Origin of the sequence: Exiguobacterium abrahamii, from assembly GCF_015645365.1 — a bacterium.
Taxonomy (GTDB): Bacteria; Bacillota; Bacilli; order Exiguobacteriales; family Exiguobacteriaceae; genus Exiguobacterium_A; species Exiguobacterium_A abrahamii.
Genome location: NZ_JADOYC010000001.1, coordinates 1,160,675 through 1,176,747, shown reverse-complemented (window position 1 = coordinate 1,176,747; position 16,073 = coordinate 1,160,675). Strand labels below are relative to the sequence as shown.

The 16,073-nt window shown below is 47.3% G+C and carries 23 protein-coding genes; 10 read left to right on the top strand and 13 right to left on the bottom strand.

Features of this window, described 5'->3' with window-relative positions; genetic code table 11:
- Positions 1-198 precede the first annotated feature (198 nt).
- Both ITJ88_RS05890 and ITJ88_RS05885 read right to left on the bottom strand, forming a co-directional pair.
- Entirely contained in the window at positions 199-1,143 is a 945-nt protein-coding gene (locus tag ITJ88_RS05890; protein ID WP_195864934.1) for an aminoglycoside phosphotransferase family protein, read from the bottom strand.
- A 71-nt stretch (positions 1,144-1,214) separates the two neighbouring features.
- Positions 1,215-2,516: an APC family permease gene (locus ITJ88_RS05885; protein ID WP_195864933.1), complete on the bottom strand. Its 1,302-nt coding sequence runs from the start codon at positions 2,514-2,516 to the stop codon at positions 1,215-1,217.
- 146 nt (positions 2,517-2,662) lie between these two features.
- Between ITJ88_RS05885 and ITJ88_RS05880 the strand changes: the two genes are divergently transcribed.
- The 3 genes from ITJ88_RS05880 (at position 2,663) to ITJ88_RS05870 (ending at position 3,866) form a co-directional block, all read left to right on the top strand.
- Complete coding sequence (locus ITJ88_RS05880; RefSeq protein ID WP_195864932.1) at positions 2,663-3,061, top strand: VOC family protein; 399 nt, start codon at positions 2,663-2,665, stop codon at positions 3,059-3,061.
- 122 nt (positions 3,062-3,183) lie between these two features.
- Positions 3,184-3,525 (top strand): PadR family transcriptional regulator, encoded by a 342-nt coding sequence (locus tag ITJ88_RS05875; protein ID WP_023468462.1) that lies wholly within the window; start codon positions 3,184-3,186, stop codon positions 3,523-3,525.
- Positions 3,522-3,866: a DUF1048 domain-containing protein gene (locus ITJ88_RS05870; RefSeq protein WP_326933877.1), complete on the top strand. Its 345-nt coding sequence runs from the start codon at positions 3,522-3,524 to the stop codon at positions 3,864-3,866. The genes ITJ88_RS05875 and ITJ88_RS05870 overlap by 4 nt, the downstream gene beginning before the upstream one ends.
- A gap of 50 nt (positions 3,867-3,916) precedes the next feature.
- Here ITJ88_RS05870 and ITJ88_RS05865 read toward each other — a convergent pair whose 3' ends face one another.
- Genes ITJ88_RS05865 through ITJ88_RS05845 form a run of 5 tightly spaced genes read right to left on the bottom strand, consistent with a single transcriptional unit; the run spans position 3,917 to position 5,740 of the window.
- A complete protein-coding gene (locus tag ITJ88_RS05865; RefSeq protein ID WP_195864931.1) occupies positions 3,917-4,270 on the bottom strand; it encodes a hypothetical protein in 354 nt (117 codons plus the stop codon).
- Positions 4,267-4,482 carry a helix-turn-helix transcriptional regulator gene (locus tag ITJ88_RS05860; RefSeq protein ID WP_195864930.1) on the bottom strand — a complete coding sequence of 72 codons (216 nt, stop codon included), beginning with the start codon at positions 4,480-4,482 and terminating at the stop codon, positions 4,267-4,269. The genes ITJ88_RS05865 and ITJ88_RS05860 overlap by 4 nt, the downstream gene beginning before the upstream one ends.
- Positions 4,483-4,538: 56 nt before the next feature.
- The gene (locus tag ITJ88_RS05855) at positions 4,539-4,994 is read right to left on the bottom strand and encodes a GNAT family N-acetyltransferase (protein ID WP_230088536.1); all 456 of its coding nucleotides are present in this window, start codon (positions 4,992-4,994) and stop codon (positions 4,539-4,541) included.
- A 16-nt stretch (positions 4,995-5,010) separates the two neighbouring features.
- The gene (locus ITJ88_RS05850) at positions 5,011-5,355 is read right to left on the bottom strand and encodes a DUF3147 family protein (protein WP_195864929.1); all 345 of its coding nucleotides are present in this window, start codon (positions 5,353-5,355) and stop codon (positions 5,011-5,013) included.
- Positions 5,336-5,740, bottom strand: a complete 405-nt coding sequence (locus ITJ88_RS05845; protein ID WP_195864928.1) for a MarR family winged helix-turn-helix transcriptional regulator — start codon at positions 5,738-5,740, stop codon at positions 5,336-5,338. The genes ITJ88_RS05850 and ITJ88_RS05845 overlap by 20 nt, the downstream gene beginning before the upstream one ends.
- Positions 5,741-5,814: 74 nt before the next feature.
- On the opposite strand from ITJ88_RS05845, the gene ITJ88_RS05840 reads away from it, so the two are divergent.
- Together ITJ88_RS05840 and ITJ88_RS05835 are read left to right on the top strand one after the other, a co-directional pair.
- Positions 5,815-6,171, top strand: coding sequence for a hypothetical protein (locus ITJ88_RS05840; RefSeq protein ID WP_195864927.1), 357 nt, complete (start codon positions 5,815-5,817; stop codon positions 6,169-6,171).
- Positions 6,172-6,183: 12 nt separating this feature from the next.
- Positions 6,184-6,951 carry a nucleotidyltransferase domain-containing protein gene (locus tag ITJ88_RS05835; RefSeq protein ID WP_195864926.1) on the top strand — a complete coding sequence of 256 codons (768 nt, stop codon included), beginning with the start codon at positions 6,184-6,186 and terminating at the stop codon, positions 6,949-6,951.
- Here ITJ88_RS05835 and ITJ88_RS05830 read toward each other — a convergent pair.
- Complete coding sequence (locus ITJ88_RS05830; protein WP_195864925.1) at positions 6,940-7,650, bottom strand: class I SAM-dependent methyltransferase; 711 nt, start codon at positions 7,648-7,650, stop codon at positions 6,940-6,942. The genes ITJ88_RS05835 and ITJ88_RS05830 overlap by 12 nt on opposite strands.
- Positions 7,651-7,832: 182 nt before the next feature.
- Between ITJ88_RS05830 and ITJ88_RS05825 the strand changes: the two genes are divergently transcribed.
- Entirely contained in the window at positions 7,833-8,468 is a 636-nt protein-coding gene (locus tag ITJ88_RS05825) for a homing endonuclease associated repeat-containing protein (protein WP_195864924.1), read from the top strand.
- 48 nt (positions 8,469-8,516) lie between these two features.
- On the opposite strand, the gene ITJ88_RS05820 is transcribed toward ITJ88_RS05825, so the two are convergent.
- From ITJ88_RS05820 to ITJ88_RS05810, 3 genes are read right to left on the bottom strand one after another with little or no spacing between them, the layout of a single operon-like run.
- Positions 8,517-8,927 (bottom strand): DUF4362 domain-containing protein, encoded by a 411-nt coding sequence (locus ITJ88_RS05820; protein WP_195864923.1) that lies wholly within the window; start codon positions 8,925-8,927, stop codon positions 8,517-8,519.
- Between the two features lie 18 nt (positions 8,928-8,945).
- The gene (locus ITJ88_RS05815) at positions 8,946-9,452 is read right to left on the bottom strand and encodes an SRPBCC family protein (protein WP_195864922.1); all 507 of its coding nucleotides are present in this window, start codon (positions 9,450-9,452) and stop codon (positions 8,946-8,948) included.
- Positions 9,424-9,789, bottom strand: coding sequence for an ArsR/SmtB family transcription factor (locus ITJ88_RS05810; RefSeq protein WP_195864921.1), 366 nt, complete (start codon positions 9,787-9,789; stop codon positions 9,424-9,426). Before ITJ88_RS05810 ends, ITJ88_RS05815 begins: the two co-directional genes overlap by 29 nt.
- A 135-nt stretch (positions 9,790-9,924) precedes the next feature.
- Between ITJ88_RS05810 and ITJ88_RS05805 the strand changes: the two genes are divergently transcribed.
- On the top strand, positions 9,925-10,779 hold the full coding sequence (locus tag ITJ88_RS05805; RefSeq protein WP_195864920.1) for a LysR family transcriptional regulator: 855 nt from the start codon (positions 9,925-9,927) through the stop codon (positions 10,777-10,779).
- On the opposite strand, the gene ITJ88_RS05800 is transcribed toward ITJ88_RS05805, so the two are convergent.
- Positions 10,767-11,396, bottom strand: coding sequence for a hypothetical protein (locus tag ITJ88_RS05800; protein ID WP_195864919.1), 630 nt, complete (start codon positions 11,394-11,396; stop codon positions 10,767-10,769). The genes ITJ88_RS05805 and ITJ88_RS05800 overlap by 13 nt on opposite strands.
- Before the next feature lie 118 nt (positions 11,397-11,514).
- On the opposite strand from ITJ88_RS05800, the gene ITJ88_RS05795 reads away from it, so the two are divergent.
- Both ITJ88_RS05795 and ITJ88_RS05790 read left to right on the top strand, forming a co-directional pair.
- Positions 11,515-12,282, top strand: coding sequence for an SDR family NAD(P)-dependent oxidoreductase (locus ITJ88_RS05795; RefSeq protein WP_195864918.1), 768 nt, complete (start codon positions 11,515-11,517; stop codon positions 12,280-12,282).
- Between the two features lie 63 nt (positions 12,283-12,345).
- The gene (locus ITJ88_RS05790; RefSeq protein WP_195864917.1) at positions 12,346-13,143 is read left to right on the top strand and encodes an SDR family NAD(P)-dependent oxidoreductase; all 798 of its coding nucleotides are present in this window, start codon (positions 12,346-12,348) and stop codon (positions 13,141-13,143) included.
- A gap of 36 nt (positions 13,144-13,179) precedes the next feature.
- Here the strand turns inward: ITJ88_RS05790 and ITJ88_RS05785 are convergent, their stop codons facing one another.
- Positions 13,180-14,427 carry a polysaccharide deacetylase family protein gene (locus ITJ88_RS05785; protein ID WP_195864916.1) on the bottom strand — a complete coding sequence of 416 codons (1,248 nt, stop codon included), beginning with the start codon at positions 14,425-14,427 and terminating at the stop codon, positions 13,180-13,182.
- A gap of 193 nt (positions 14,428-14,620) precedes the next feature.
- Here ITJ88_RS05785 and ITJ88_RS05780 point away from each other — a divergent pair, with 193 nt between their 5' ends.
- On the top strand, positions 14,621-16,036 hold the full coding sequence (locus ITJ88_RS05780) for an NAD-dependent succinate-semialdehyde dehydrogenase (RefSeq protein WP_195864915.1): 1,416 nt from the start codon (positions 14,621-14,623) through the stop codon (positions 16,034-16,036).
- The last annotated feature ends 37 nt before the right edge of the window (positions 16,037-16,073 follow it).

Below are 16,073 nucleotides of genomic sequence, written 5' to 3'. Positions count from 1 at the left end.
CATGATCTGCCACCCTTATCTCGTAAAAAAAGAATGACGCGTCACACGCCACTCCTACAGGAATAAGCGCATTTATGCGCTGTCAGAGACAAACAAGTCCGTTTTCCTGCTTAAATAAAGCAGGAAAACGGACTTGTGTCTCGCCTGAGGAAAGGGCGTGAAAAGACGCGTCATTCTTTTTTTGAGTCAGCCTCTTTTTCATACTATCGTTTGAAGCCAGTCGTACCATTTTTCCCGATCATGCCGTCTTAACTCCGCAAGCGTCTGAATGGCTTGCTCTGTTCCAAGTCTCTGTTCTGCTTCGGACGAATCCGTCTTGTCCAGTGAACGATCGAGATTGAAGACTAACCAATCAAGCTTGCTATGGACACTGCGGTCGATGACACTGTACCAATCGACATCGAGTACTTGATTCGTCGTTGCATATCCGTTTAAGAACGAAGAAAAACGTTCTGCATCGTACGTGCCGTCCACCCGGCTTGACCAATAACAGGCGGTCTCAAAAAGATCGAGCATCGGATGAATCGGTCCGGCAGACTCCCAGTCGATAACGACCGGTCCGGTTGTTGTCCAAATGACATTCTTCGGATCGAGGTCACGATGACTGATGACACAGTCATTCCCTAACGTCTTCATCGAGCGGCATACATCCTCTTCGATTGCTCGTAGTTGCTGCACCAGTTCCCCCAACTGTCTCGCCCAACGCTTATTCTGCATTTGTCCTTGTTGAAGAAAACAATTCCAATCAATCGGAACATACTCAGATGAAGCGGAAGGAATCGACGGCGTCGTTTCGATCGCCGCTCGATGTAACGTACCTAGTACGTTACCAATGGCTTCTGCATGCATCGGACATAAGTCCTGCGTTTTTAAAGTTTGTCCGTCGATCCACGGGAACAAGAGACAGCATGATTCTCCCACTGCATACAATGGTCCATCTAGACGAAGTGCCGGCAACGCAGGTAGCAACTTTGCAGCGGCAGACGCCACATTTTCGGATTGAATGAAGTTAGCTCGAGCCGTCTTCCGCTTCATGATTTGTTGATTTAGACGTTTTACGACGAAGTGTCCTGTATCCGTCGAAAAACGGAACATCTCGTGCATCAGTCCTCCTGAGAGTGGTGAAAGATCCTGCCGATACATACCAATTCGAAAGTCTAGGCATAATTTTTTCATTTGTTCGTCATTCATTGAAAACTCCTTTTACTTAACGCTTACGCGGATTGATCCGTTTGTTTCGTATGACGAATAAAATAATATTCACCAATGAAAATCAAGATGATACTGACGAGGGAGACGATCAGTACGAGCGGATCCGTCTTTCCCTTGAGATACAGAAATGCCAGCAACACGATGGCGTCAAACAAAATCGCCAATGTGACCACCCAAACGCGAACATGCAACTGCTTACGAAGATGTTTTAAGACGCCGACATGAATGATGATATCCATGACCAAGTACAGAATTGCTCCCATCGACGCAATCCGAGATAGATCGAAAAAGACAGTTAGCAACATCGCTAGGACGATTGTATAGACTAACGTATGTTTTTGCACGGATCCCGGCATCCCGAAATGACGATGCGGAATCATATGCATGTCCGTCAACATCGCAAGCATCCTTGAGACGGCAAAGACGCTCGCAATGATGCCAGAAATCGTCGCAAGGAGCGCGATGGATACCGTGAACCAGACGCCTTTATTTCCAAGTAACGGGCGGGCTGCTTCAGCTAACACATAGTCTTTCGCTTGAATGATTTGATCAAGCGATAATGTCGATAAGACGGAAAAGGCTAACAAGAGATAGACGATCAAACTAATCAGGATGGACAACATGATGGCTACGCCGACGTTTCGTTTCGGGTGTTTAATTTCCGAGCCGCTGTTCGTGATGGTCGTAAACCCTTTAAACGAGAGAATCGTTAGTGCGACAGCCGCGACATAATTCGTAATCGACCCATCCGACGTAGTGTTCGGACTATCCAGCTCAAATCCACCAATCGATAAAATCAAAATGCCGAACAGAACGAGAGCTCCGATCTTAAGCGCTGAAGTGATTAACGAAAATGTTTGGATAAACGAATTCCCAGAGATGTTGACGATGAATGCACCAATCAATAAGACGACACCGAGTGTTGGAATCCAGTAACTAGCCTGTTCTCCTGGTACGAGTTGTAACAAGTAGGTACCGAACGTGCGCGCCACGAGACTCTGATTGATGATCATTGAGATTGCCATCAGCAGGGCTGCAGCGGCAGCAATCGTTCCCTTACCGTATGCTTTGACAAGAAACATGCCGATTCCTCCAGCTGATGGAAAAGCATTGCTCAATTTGATATAAGAATAAGAACTAAATCCAGTCACGATACCGCCAATAATGAAAATATACGGTAACCAAGATCCTGAGAGTTCTGCGACCTGTCCGAGCAAGGCAAATATCCCGGCACTGATCATGACACCAGTTCCAAGACCAATGGCTCCTTTTAAACTAATACTGTCTTTTTTATACTCTGCCACTATCGTTCCTCCTCTTGATACTTCAGTAAGTTAGATACAGTTTCCCTTACCGGTCCTGAATTAATCATTTTTCAATTTCAGACCTGCTCCTTTATACTGATAAGGGTCGATTTCTATTTTGAAGAATGAAAGAGAAGAGGTTTATTATGAAACAAATTCATCACATCTGCATTCAGACGACGGACTATGCTGCTTCTAAACATTTTTATGAACAACTTGGATTCTCACTCGTTCAAGAGTCACCTAGTTTTCACGACCGCGCCTTTAACAGCTGGTTGCGTCTTGGTGACTTCTATATCGAGTTGCAAACACCGAAATCAGGTCAATCGTTCACCGATTATACGAAACAAGCAGCGGGTCCTGTCCATTTCGCTCTCTACGTTGACGACTTGCAAGAAGAAGTAGCACGCCTCGAACGACTCGGGATGTCTTTCCTACCGAAACACGGCGGAAACATCTACTTCGTCGTCGATGGTCATCTCAGCAAATTAAAAGCACCCGAAGGAACAATCATCGAATTACGGGATACGTTTGCGATTTCTTAATTTCGATTCAACCGCCCATAATAAGGCGGTTTTTATATTGTCCAAATCAGTACTTTGTGTTACTATATAGTGGTAGTCATTAATACTAAGTAGCTGATTTATTAAGTATCGAGGTGAATAATTTGGAAAATATCACAGAATTGCTCAAAGGTATACTTGAAGGATGTGTACTTGAGATCATTAGCCGCGGTGAAACTTATGGTTATGAAATCACTCAACAGTTACGTCAACTCGGATTCTCAGATGTCGTGGAAGGTACAGTCTATACAATCACGATGCGCTTAGAAAAGCAGCAACTCGTTCATATCGAAAAAAAAGCATCAACAATGGGACCTCCTCGAAAATTTTATACGCTAAACGAAGCAGGACACGATCGTTTACGTATCTTTTGGGAAAAATGGGCGTTCGTATCTGACAAAATGCAAGAACTGCAGCAGTTAAAACAAGAAGGGAGTACGAGATGATGAGAATATTCGAGCGGATCACCGGTAGTATGGAAGCTAAACGAGAATGGCGGTCGATGGAGAAGCGGGCTAAATCTCTTCCTCCTCGCTACTATGAGGCTTATCAAGCGATTCAACGCTATTTAAATGTCACGGGTGGACTAACGAGTTGGCAAAGTAGTCATCGTGTACTGACCGTCGTCCTCGAGTTGATGGAACAAGCCGCCTTCGAGCAAAAACCAGTGACAGATTTCACTGGAGAGGATGTTGCTGCGTTTTGTGATGAGTTAGTGAAGGACGAGCAGTCTTGGCAAACATCGTACCGTCATAAATTGAATGAAACCATTCGTCAGAATTCATGATGACGAATGGAGTAAAGGGATGTGTCAGACACATTCCTTTTTTGTATTCATCAAATCCGTCGATTGATAAATATTAATACGATTGGAAAGAACAGGATTTGTCCTCCTAATGCTAGTAACAGAGCAAATTGAATATCTTGAATGATCGACAGATTGACGAGTAGCAAGATCAAGAAAAGATATCCGATACTTACGAGATAAGCGATATGTCCACTACGGATTTTAACCGTTCCTTGACGCTCATCATACGGTTCCGTTGGCGAGAAAACCGCTCCTGTGATACGTGACGTGACGCCAGCTAAAACGAGGATGATTCCGAGTGTTTTAGCCGCCGGATCTGTCATCGTTAAGTACAGACCTACTCCAATTAAAATAATGTCTAGTAACACATTGACTCGCTTCATTCTGTTCCCTCCTCATTCACTCGATTCGGTATAAAGATCTCTTCAATTCGCCGTTCAAACAGATCAGCTAGTGAAAACGCGAGGTCGAGTGACGGATTATACCGCTCTTTTTCGATGGAAATGACCGTCTGACGCGACACGTTCAATCGTTTTGCCAGTTCGCCTTGCGACCAACCTCGTTCTTCGCGCATCTCTTTGACCTTATTTTTCATGATTTCACCTCGTAGTCCCACTATATGTAAATAACACACTAACTGTCAAGTTTACTTTACACCTTCTTCATACGCTCCCACATGATATACCGATCGACTCTCCCGACCTGAATCAATCCCGCTTTTTCGAGTACTCGGATTGATGCTTGATTCGTCGACTCCGTCTTCGCAAGTACCCCTGTCACTTCCGTTTGTTCAAACGCCCATTCAATCAATGCTTGAACTGCTTCCGTCGCAAACCCTTGATTGAGATACGCTGGTAACAGACCATAACCGATTTCGACCGCTTGTCGTATGTCCGGCTTCTCCTTGAATCCGATATCCCCGATTACTTGACCATCCTTTGTCATGACAAGCCAGCTGCCCCAGTATAGCAGCGAAGGATCTGACGCTACTGACATCAAATGATGCTGAACTTCCGGTCCGTTATCGTAGTGCTGTTGTTGTAAACGCGGTAGATCCTTCGCTGTACATGGATGAATCGTCAATCGCTTTGTTTGAAGGATTATCATTACTTTGTCTCCTTTTTTAGGTTTGCCACCACTGTTGTAGGTAACGTTGGATATACCAACAAACGATGAAAAGACTTGTTGCACCGAGTATACTGTAAAAAATAGGAATACCTAAGCGGATCAATCCATATAAGACGGCAAGCAATAAGAACGTCGCTGGTAATCCGAGTAACACACTCTTTAAGAATGTACTCAGTTCTGCCCGTTCGCTTCCCTGTTTAACGAGCCAGGCAAAGCTGATCAGACTGACGACGGGCAATGCAGACAACACGCCCCCCAGTGACGGTGAACGCCGGGCGACTTCCGTGACGAGACCGATGACCAGTGCGCTCGATAGCACCTTAACGAGAAAAGCAGTCATCTGCCGCCTCCCGCAACAATCGAAACGCCTGTTCAATCGCCTGTTGGTCTGTTTTTGACATCGTAGCAAGGACTTGATTTAACCGCTTGGGATCGAGTTCCGTATGACGACGAACGATTGTATCTCCTAAGTCTGTCAAACCAATCGTCACTTGGCGTTGGTCTTCTGGATTCCGTTTTTTTTCGATATAGCCTAATCTCTCCAACTTTTTGACGTGCTCGGACGTCGTATTATGTGAGAGGCGAAATGCCTCGGCAATCTGCTTGATCGTCGGATTCACCGCAAATTGAATGTATTGCAAAATACGCACGCTTTGGTGAGACAGGTTTTCTTCGAACCGTGGATGTAGTTGATAATAAATTTTTGCAAAATCAGCTGAAATCATATTACTCCCCCTTATATCGTATAATCCGAATATATCGTAAATTACGATATATAACCAGAGAAAGAGGTGTTTTCATGAAAAAAGTGTTAACTACTACCGTATTGGTCATTCTTTGTCTCAGTGGATGCTTAGAGGAGACGACGATGACAACGACGGACCTCATCGCGGCGGAAGCCATTAAACAAGCTCAAGACGTCATCCGCTTGAACGATCGCGTGTATCGACTAGATCAGGTCGTAACCGACTCCGATCTTTCCTTGACTCCTGGTCCACGTGTTCAAAAAATAGCATCCGAAAAGACGCTCAAGGACGGCATGGCAACTCATCTTAAGAGCGGTACGGTCATCTATCAAGAAAAAGATGATACGATGTTTATATATGTGCAGCGAAACAAGAAGTGGTATCGCTATCAATCCATCCCTGAAGGATGAGGAGGAAAACAGATGCAGTATCCAACGACATTGGGCACGAAAAATGGCTACATCCATAATCCAACTTCCGCTGAAGCGATTCCTGTCCGTTATCGTGCCGTGATTCAGGACGTCGTCGCCTATGTACAAACCTTATCTGCGTTTCATGGCGTGTACTTGTATGGTAGCGTCGCCAAAGGAACGGCGCGTCCCTTTGAATCCGATCTCGATTTTACACTGATTTTGACAGAACCGTTGACGGAAGAAGAACACATGCGGTTAGATGAACGCACGGAAGACTGGTTGAAGGACTATCCATTCGTCACCAAAATCGATTATGACATCGGTCTGCTTGGCGACGTCATACGGGATGACGAAGCACTTCGTTGGGGCGTCTGGTTGAAATCCGTCAACTTGTTTTTGGCAGGCGAAAATCTCCAAAGTCGATTTCCATCCCTTCGTCCGACACGCGCTCTTGGCTTCGCGTTAAACAGTGGGCTATCCGAGCAGTTGAGGTCTGATCTATCACGTCTAGAGAAAGGGCAAGTCACCTTGCTTGATTCGGATTCAATCGTGAAGCGGATCGTTCGGAGTGCCTATCATTTCCTCTTAGAAGACGATCAAAGCTTCGTGCATGACCTAGAGACACTCCGCTCGATCCTGTTTCATTATTTCCCTGACGAACCGCGCTTTTTAACGTTGTTCGCCGCTTACGATACAGACCAAATCGTTTCGCTAGAAGATGTCCACTACTTTGTAGGCTGGTTCGCGTCTCGGATGTCGGACGAATCAATCCTTTAATCGAAACAGACCAGTCCACAGTCCAGCATGACCAAATAATTCCTCCGGATTGTCGACGGGTTTCATTTCCGTTAGTTCGATGACGTCGAATGCATCGAAGATGGAGAGTAATCGCTCTTTCGTGTATCCGAGTCCACCTTGGAGACTATTTTCTTGATAGACCTCCCAGTCCGTCAACGTCGCCCCGCCAAGCGGACCGCCCGCAACAAAACACGTCAATCCGAAATATCCTCCTGGGCGCAACATCTCCTTCAGTCGCGTCACATAAGTCACACGTCGATGTGGCGCCATATGATGAAAACAGCCGGAATCGTAAATGAAATCATATGTATTCTGTTCGGTCGTCTCTAGAAAATCTTGCTTTCGAAACGCAACATGTGCCCCACTCTGTTGAGCTTGTTCCGTTGCCCAGTCTAACGCGGTTGCTGAAAAATCCAGTCCCGTCACCGAGAAACCGTGTGTTGCGAGATAAATCGCATTTCGACCCGGTCCTGTTCCGAGATCTAACGCGTCACCAGGCGAGAGCCAGCCCTCTTCGACGTAACGAACTAAGTTCTCGTCCGGAATGTTCTTAAAAAACGGAACCGGTTTCGACCGATCTTCATAAAACTTGTCCCAAAACGGTTCTGGTTCACGCAATCGCGCGTCGAGCATCTTTAAAATATCCTCCATCGTATCAATCGTCTGTGTTTCTGTCATTGATCAGTTCCCCCTCTTTTCTTCTATAATATTGTATTCGTGTTTCGTCTCTAATTCTCCTGTATTTCTCGGATAGAAATGCGCTATTTTCTTACCTTACGATATTGTTAGTATATTCTCGCAAACGCCCATGCTACACTTGCTTTTAATTGAACCAACCATTCAAAAGGGAGATATCTTGCATGCGTCAACATCCGACTTCCACTTCTACCTTAGCAACGGATGAGAAGATCATCCGCTTGATTCAAGGTCTTCATCAAATGCACCATTCACCTATGAAAGCTACCCATTATCAAAAGTTAGCAGCTCAACTTCCTTACCCTTCGCTTGAAGAAATCAACGCCCGATTCGGTTCGTGGGCACACCTGTTAGAACGAGCTGGAATCGTCAAGGCTTCCCATTTATCGACGAAAGAACGCATGACGTTGAACCGTCCCGCTGCAGTCAAGCGAACGAAGCGGTGGTCGATCGAAGAAAGCGTTGCTTTTTATGTCGCACAAAAAGGAACGAACATGACGATTCGCTCCTACACAGAATTGCGGGATCTACACCCAGAAATGCTGAGTGCGAATACGATCATTCGCCGGTTCGGCACCTGGAAAAATGCCTTGGCACACTTCGACCTCACCTCGAACGGTTTCTTCACTGACCAAGACTGCTTAGACGCTCTTCAACAAGCTGCAGCCACACATGGACTGCTACTGACGAGTCAGCAATATGCCAAGTGGGCGCGCGCGCACCAAGCACCTTCACTGACATTGTTGATTGAACGCTTCTCCAGTTGGCGCGAAGCCTTACGTCGGCTCGACAGCGAATGAAAAGGATCGTGCCCGCTGATTGATTCGACGGGACACGATCCTTTTTGATTATTGTTTTGGCAATCGTAAGAGCTCATGATCCGCCCCTTCAGCGCATTTACGTAACGTATAGATTATCTCTTGCTTCACGATCGTTTTGTCGAGTTGCTGACAGACTTCGTTTTTACGATCGTCGTCTGTTGAACCGAACTGATCACGTGATGAATCAGACGAATACTGATACGTCTTGCCATCATACTTGACATCATACAACACCGGGTCACCTTCAGTCGTAAACGCTGTGATGCGAATCTGATCTGATTTTCCTTGCTTCGACTTCTTCAAAAAAGACTCGAATCGGTCGCTGTTCGTAACACCATTCTGGACGATGATGTCACCGTTATTCTTCGCATCTTCCATCGTATACTTTCCGCAACCTACTAAGAATAGGAGACATAAAGCTAAACCGATCTTCCGCACCAAAACATCGACTCCTTCTTACTGTTTCGTCAATAGGTGATCTAGGCGATACAATTGTGACGTGAAACCTTCTTTCATCCCCATACCGAGTACTTCTTGCACGGCTGCTTCTGTCTCATAGGTCGACTCGAAGACAATTAACGTCGTCTCCCAGTGGTCGAGGAATGTCGTGACATTCTCGCTTCCTGGTAAATGTTCTGAGATCGCCCCTGACGCGTCCGAGAAATAATCGGCATGACTATACGTGTTCGGAGCATCGATGTGTCTGAAAATCGCTTTTCCCCACGACTCCATGCCGTAAAAGTCACCTTGCGCCGGATCAACACAGCGCATACAATAATGCCATACACCACCCGGTTGAAACTCAAACGTCTTGATCGTCGTCTCCCAGCCTTCCGGTCCCCACCACGCTTCAAGCTGCTCTTTTTCCGTGAATGCGGCAAAGACGCTATCTCGTGGCGCCTCGCACGTCCATTCCATTCGTAGCGTCTTTCCCTCAATCGAAGTCTTCAATTCCTTTTTCATTCGTCCCGTCTCCCTTCACGTTCGACTGAATCTGCTTCAAATGTGCGTCTAGACGATGCATGCGGGCTTCCATTTGTGCAAGCGAGTTGCTCCACATGACGAGCTCTCGAAACGCTTCTGGGCGAAGGCTATACAAGCGACGATTCGCCTGCCGTTCGACAGTGATTAGTTCCGCGTCAAGCAACAGCTTTAAATGCTTCGAGGTTTGCGGTTGGCGTAATTGTAGTTGTTCAGCTAACTCATTGACGGAGCGAGGACCATTCCGTAACGCTTCGATGAGTTGAATCCGTGTCGCGTCCCCGAGAGCTGAGAATCGTACTGGTATCCGTTCGTTCATATCCGTTCACCTCTTTATTTTATATATTCCCAATTTAGAATATTCCAAACTAAGAATATAAAAATGCAAAATGATTGTCAGATGCGTTCAAATGGCGTACGTTCTAAACAACCTGTATGAAAAGAGCGTGAACCAATGAAGACCGAATGGATGGAAGCATTCCTCGTCACCGCTGAGACCGGCAGCCTGACGAAAGCAAGCGAAGTACTGCATATGACGCAACCGGCGTTAAGTAAACAAATCAAAAGTCTTGAGAGTGCACTCGACGTCTCGCTGTTACACCGTTCGGCACATGGTGTCACGTTGACGACAGCTGGCGAAATCGTCTTTGAAGAGAGTCGCGAACTGCTTGACCGGATCGATCAGATGAAACGGCGGATCGGTACGATCGACGAACGGACGACGTTGACGCTCGGATCATGGCCAAGCGTCGCGATGACGTATCTCCCGCGTCACGTCTCGCGTCAAGCGACGGCTCCGGATCTCAAATTAAAGACGGCGCATACGACGATTGATTTGATGCAAGGTCTTGAAGAACGGCGATACGATGCTGTCTTACTCGACGATCGTCACCATGTCCATCCGTATCATACGGCGCATTTGTATACGGAGAACTTTTTGCTTTATGTGCATCAAGACGACGAACGATTTATAGGCTGTACGTCTGTGGCGTTTGAGCAAATTCGTGACGCCTCTTTCTTATCGCTTCCGATCGATTGCGATTCGACGAACATCCTAAAGGACGCGTTCATCGAGCGAGGTGCCGTCTATCAAGCAGAAAACGAGATGGAATTCGGATCGAGCGTCCTCGGTTTCATCCGTGCAGGACTTGGTATCGCTCTATTGCCGGAGATTTTCCAAGATGGACTGTCACCTGAAATCAAGACGTTACCGGTCGACGGGTTTGATGTCGTCCGCGAATTGTCACTCGTCTCACGAGACGCCTCCCATCATGCGATCCTGCTTGATTTACTCGGTCAGTCGCGCTGAAGGTGCACTTGTAGTTCATGTCTTAGATCATCGACCTGATTTTGTGAAATCGCCGAGTCCGGTGTCTCACCGTACCGGACGAGAAGATAGATTGATGGATCGAGCGTGACATCAATCCGCTGTAACCATTCGCCGACCGTCTCTTCGGAGCGGCGGCGTTTTTGTCGTGTCAGTTGCCGATCGAACGTTTGTAACAGACGGCGAATCTCTGACTCTGATTCTTCACCAACAAGTGTTTGTCGGATCGAACGATTTGGGGAAAACACCGGCGGCGGGTCCATTAAATCGTCGATTACAGCCTCTCGTCTGCGTCGTTTTCGTAAACGCTTCAAGAAGTAACGTACACTGAAGATGACAATCAGTAGTATGACAAGACTGACGACACCGTAAAAGGTAGCAACACCTAATGCATCCTTATCTGCAAATCCTCCGCTTCGCATCTCGATCTTTTGTTTAGTCGGTTTTCCTTTCTCTTCTCCTTCTCCATCAGTTATAAATCGTGCTTGATAGGTTGCCGGTTCATAAAAGAAATAACGGTAAACTTCCGTACCGACCAATTGAATCGCAGCAAGGCTTACGAGTGCTATACATAATGTCACAATTAACCCACGCTTCATCCTATCCCTCCTTTTCAATATTTTACCATCTCCATTCTACCTCGGAGTGATTTTTCTTTCTTTTCAGTCAATTTTTCATTAGAGTAAGTGGTGACTCTCAATAAAAGGACGTGACATTATGTATCTTCCAAGTTTTTCGTTAACCGATCAGACGTTTCTTATCACTGGAGCTGGACGAGGCATCGGACGCGCGCTCGCCATCGGGATGGCTGAAGCCGGTGCTAACATCATTCTCGTCGCCCGGACGGAACGGGATTTGAAGGAGACGGCACAAGAAATCGAACGACTCGGTCGAACGGCTTACATCTTCCCGTGCGACATCACTGACCGAAAACAAGTCGTCGAGACGGTAGCTCGTGCCTACGAACAAGTACCGCAGATTGATGGGCTCGTCAACAACGCTGGAATGAACATTCGCTCGAAGGCACTTGATGTAACAGAAGACGAGTGGGAAACGATTCAACAGACGAATTTGAAATCCGCCTTCTTCTTCGCTCAAGAAATTGGGAAACGGATGCAGGAGACAGGTGGAAGCATTCTGAACATCGCCTCGGTTGCTGGTCACGTCGCCTTACGGACCGGCGTCGTGTATGCGACGACGAAAGCGGCAATGATTCAGATGACGAAAGTACTGGCGCTTGAATGGGGACCACGAAACATTCGTGTCAATGCGATCGGACCGTGGTATTTTAAGACACCATTAACGGAACCATTACTGAAAGATCCTACATACCTGCAAGAGATCGTTGATGTGACACCGCTCGGTCGGGTCGGTGAATTAGAAGAACTGGTTGGACCAGCTGTCTTCTTATCGTCTGCTGCAGCCCGTTACGTGACCGGGCAAACGCTTTATGTCGATGGTGGGATGACGATTAAAGGTTTTTAAAGACAGAAGAAGACGGATGCGCATCTGCCCATCCGTCTTCTCGTATCTGAAAGGAGTTTCATCATGTCAAAACGGATTGCACTCGTCGCTGGCGCCTCGCGTGGTGCCGGACGTGGCATCGCTTATGCCTTGGGTGACGCTGGAACGATCGTCTACGTCACGGGACGGAGTACGAATGAACAGACAACGGACAACCGTAGAGAGACGATCGAAGAGACAGCTGCTGGTGTCACAGCACGCGGCGGACTTGGCATTCCCGTCGTTTGTGACCATACGAATCAAATGGACATCGACCGTCTGATTCAGCAGATTCAGCACCAACATGGTCGAATCGATCTCCTCGTCAATTGTGTGTTCGGTGGTTCGGAAAGCCACTTGCCGTCTGGAACTGGACGACGGTTTTGGGAGCGACCACCGGAACATTGGGACGCGATGATGTCTGCCGGACCAAAAGCGTATTTGTGGACGATTCGGGCTGCGATGCCCTTGTTGCAACAGAGTCCAGCTGCGCTCGTCATCAATTTGACGTCATTCACTCCAGATCAGGTGGCTGGAAATCTTTATTATGATTTGGCGATGCAAACGATTAATCGAATGACACACGTCATGGCGCAGGAGTTAGCTCAGACGACCATTTCTGTCATCGCGCTCTGCCCCGGTTTCATGCGGACAGAACGGGTCGTTGATGCTGGATTCGCGAGTGCTGCGACTGAATCGACGACCTATATCGGACGCGCCGTTACAGCGCTGATAGCGGATGACGATGTTAGTCGTTATTCTGGACAAGCCGTCTTCGTCGCCGATCTCGCGAAGATCTATCACTTTACGGATCAGGACGGGACGCAGCCACTACCTTTTTAATTGCTTTAATCAATGAATTAACTAGTTTTCAATCACTCACTTCCGTTCGGGTCGCGCTGGATCAAAGACTTCTTTCGCATCAAAGAATGGATCGAGGACACTAGTCTTTCCAGCAACGGCTTGACGTAAACGAATCCCATCAACGTTAATTCGAGCTTGGCGGAAGTAGTCGGGTCCAACTTGTTTCCACGCATGTTGACTCGCATCAACATTGAAGAAATAACGGAAACCGCTATCGATGAGCAAACGATATTTCTCACCCGAATACTCATGCCAATCCCCGACATCACTGCCATATGGATAAATCAGTTGCGTCGTTTTTCCGATCAGCGGGGCAACGTCCTGTTTGTAGCGTTTAAGATCCGCGCGGATCGTCGCGACTGATTCTTTTCCGACCCAAATATGTCCGTACGTATGACTCGCGAACTGCCAGCCGTCTTCTTTTAATGCGATGGCGGTCTGTTTCGCTTGTTTTCGTGCCGTTTCGACCTGTTTATTGTGTCCATATTGATTGTAGGAGGAACGATACCCGAGCACCCCGTTATAACCTGTGATACCGAGCAACCCTTTTGCTCCTTTATAGGAAAAGTCAGGATGCGACTGGACGAATGCATCGACGATTGGTACGAGATCATAGGCACCATCCGGCTTTCCAACCATCGCGTTGACGATTTTGCCGTCCTTCACTTTTAAATTCTTCGCAAATCCATCGCCTTTCATGTATTCGTAATAATTGACATCATCTTGCGAGAGCACGAGCGGATGTTTTCCTTTTGGTAAACGGACAGGTGTTTCAACGATCTTCCCGTTCATCTCTTTTGCTAAGTCTGTTGGTCGGACGAGTACGTAATCGTTTTTATACAACGCATCTAAAATCCGTTCGAATTCCTGTTGCGTCACCATGTAATCATCGTACCCCGCTTCCTTCCGGTCGCCGTCAAATGCTTGTTTTGGATCAGCAATCAATGAATGGAAGAAGAGATGCGGCACAGGTTTTTTCACAGGCAGGAGCGCCTGCTTTTTCTGTTCATATTCTTCCGTTTTCTGTTTCGTCTCTTTTGTGCGCACGGGTTTTAACACCTTGATCGCCCGGTCATAATCGTACTGGGCAGCGTAACGATTCGCACGCTGGATTGTCTTTTCTATGTATGCTTGTTGCGAAGCTTGTCTTTTTTGCTGTGTCTCGCGTGGTTTGTCCGACTTTTTATCAACGACTTCTTTTTCCCCACATCCACTTAGCAGTACGCTCAGCGTCACACCGCCAATGATCCAGTTCCGTTTCATGACTTTCGACCCCTTTATCAATTTCGACGTTTTCATTCCCATTTATTTTAACTATTCCCGATTGTTCAGTCGATTAACTACTTTTCTGAGTCATTCCGTTTCGTTATGACGGTCCATCCAAAGCGGAACTTCCGCTTATTCGTCTTAAGGTGTTTAATGAAGGACGTAATGAAATTCACGGAGGTGCAACAAGATGATTGAAAAGAACTTAATTAATGGTGAATGGTATGACACAACAGAAACGATTCCGGTCTACGACCCAGCAACGAAAGCATTGCTCGGACATGTTCCGGCAAGTTCAGCGGAAGACGCACAACGTTCCGTTGACGCAGCGAGCGAAGCATTCGTCAAGTGGTCAAACGAAACTGCAGACACACGTGCGAATTTAGTCGACGCCTGGTATCGCTTGATCAATGAACACCGTGAGGAACTCGCCCGGATCATGACAACAGAACAAGGGAAACCGTACGTCGAAGCACTCGGTGAAGTCGATTACGGCAATCAATACGTCCGTTGGTACGCTGAAGAAGCACGCCGGATTTACGGTGAAACGATTCCGGCTTCTGTTCCAGGAAAACGACTCTTCGTCGAAAAAGAACCAGTCGGTGTCGTCGCAGCGATCACACCATGGAACTTCCCGGCAGCGATGATTACACGCAAACTTGCTCCCGCTCTTGCAGCGGGTTGTACGATTGTCCTTAAACCATCGGAAGAAACACCGTTTACGGCACTTCGCCTCGTTGAACTCGCAGAAGAAGCTGGTATCCCTAAAGGAGTCATCAACGTCCTAACAGGTGACGCAGCAACAATCAGTGGCGTCTGGCAAGCCGATTCCCGTGTCCGGAAGATCACGTTCACAGGTTCAACAGCCGTCGGGAAACTGATCATGCGTCAAGCAGCCGATACGATGAAAAAATTGTCACTTGAACTCGGTGGTCACGCACCCTTCATCGTCACGGAAAACGCAGACCTCGATAAAGCCGTTGAAGGCGCGATGCGCTCGAAATTCCGGAACGGTGGACAAGCGTGTGTCGCGACGAACCGCTTCTACGTGCAAGCATCTGTTCTTGACGCATTCACGGAAAAATTCACAGCTGCCGTCAAACAACTGCAAGTCGGTAACGGGATGGACGCTGACTCGACAGTTGGTCCATTGATCAATGCAAAAGCCGTCGCAAAAGTCAAAGCACACATCGATGACGCTGTCGCAAAAGGAGCAACGATCTTGACTGGTGGTACGATTGACGAATCTGTCGGCTACTTCGTCACTCCAACCGTGCTTGCGAATGTCACTGAAGATATGCTCTGCATGCAGGAAGAGACGTTCGGTCCGCTCGCACCGATCTCTGTCTTTGAGACGCTTGATGAAGTCATCGAACGGGCGAACAATACACCTTACGGACTGGCAGCTTACGCGTTCTCTGAACGCATCGATGAAGCATTGATGCTCGGGAAACGACTCGAATACGGGATTGTCGGTCTGAACGATGGCGCACCATCTGCTGCACAAGCTCCATTTGGTGGCTATAAAGAGAGTGGTCTTGGCCGTGAAGGTGGCGTCTACGGCATCGAAGATTATCTCGAAGTCAAATACTTGTCGCTCGGTTAATCGATTAAACATTTCGTTTGGAACAAACGATCTTTCC

Coding starts and splice junctions, on each gene's coding strand:
- ITJ88_RS05890 (WP_195864934.1), bottom strand. CDS start 1,143: ATGTATCGGCAGGATCTTTCACCACTCTCAGGAGGACTGATGCACGAG.
- ITJ88_RS05880 (WP_195864932.1), top strand. CDS start 2,663: ATGAAACAAATTCATCACATCTGCATTCAGACGACGGACTATGCTGCT.
- ITJ88_RS05870 (WP_326933877.1), top strand. CDS start 3,522: ATGATGAGAATATTCGAGCGGATCACCGGTAGTATGGAAGCTAAACGA.
- ITJ88_RS05865 (WP_195864931.1), bottom strand. CDS start 4,270: ATGAAGCGAGTCAATGTGTTACTAGACATTATTTTAATTGGAGTAGGT.
- ITJ88_RS05860 (WP_195864930.1), bottom strand. CDS start 4,482: ATGAAAAATAAGGTCAAAGAGATGCGCGAAGAACGAGGTTGGTCGCAA.
- ITJ88_RS05855 (WP_230088536.1), bottom strand. CDS start 4,994: ATGATAATCCTTCAAACAAAGCGATTGACGATTCATCCATGTACAGCG.
- ITJ88_RS05850 (WP_195864929.1), bottom strand. CDS start 5,355: ATGACTGCTTTTCTCGTTAAGGTGCTATCGAGCGCACTGGTCATCGGT.
- ITJ88_RS05845 (WP_195864928.1), bottom strand. CDS start 5,740: ATGATTTCAGCTGATTTTGCAAAAATTTATTATCAACTACATCCACGG.
- ITJ88_RS05840 (WP_195864927.1), top strand. CDS start 5,815: ATGAAAAAAGTGTTAACTACTACCGTATTGGTCATTCTTTGTCTCAGT.
- ITJ88_RS05835 (WP_195864926.1), top strand. CDS start 6,184: ATGCAGTATCCAACGACATTGGGCACGAAAAATGGCTACATCCATAAT.
- ITJ88_RS05830 (WP_195864925.1), bottom strand. CDS start 7,650: ATGACAGAAACACAGACGATTGATACGATGGAGGATATTTTAAAGATG.
- ITJ88_RS05825 (WP_195864924.1), top strand. CDS start 7,833: ATGCGTCAACATCCGACTTCCACTTCTACCTTAGCAACGGATGAGAAG.
- ITJ88_RS05815 (WP_195864922.1), bottom strand. CDS start 9,452: ATGAAAAAGGAATTGAAGACTTCGATTGAGGGAAAGACGCTACGAATG.
- ITJ88_RS05810 (WP_195864921.1), bottom strand. CDS start 9,789: ATGAACGAACGGATACCAGTACGATTCTCAGCTCTCGGGGACGCGACA.
- ITJ88_RS05805 (WP_195864920.1), top strand. CDS start 9,925: ATGAAGACCGAATGGATGGAAGCATTCCTCGTCACCGCTGAGACCGGC.
- ITJ88_RS05800 (WP_195864919.1), bottom strand. CDS start 11,396: ATGAAGCGTGGGTTAATTGTGACATTATGTATAGCACTCGTAAGCCTT.
- ITJ88_RS05795 (WP_195864918.1), top strand. CDS start 11,515: ATGTATCTTCCAAGTTTTTCGTTAACCGATCAGACGTTTCTTATCACT.
- ITJ88_RS05790 (WP_195864917.1), top strand. CDS start 12,346: ATGTCAAAACGGATTGCACTCGTCGCTGGCGCCTCGCGTGGTGCCGGA.
- ITJ88_RS05785 (WP_195864916.1), bottom strand. CDS start 14,427: ATGAAACGGAACTGGATCATTGGCGGTGTGACGCTGAGCGTACTGCTA.
- ITJ88_RS05780 (WP_195864915.1), top strand. CDS start 14,621: ATGATTGAAAAGAACTTAATTAATGGTGAATGGTATGACACAACAGAA.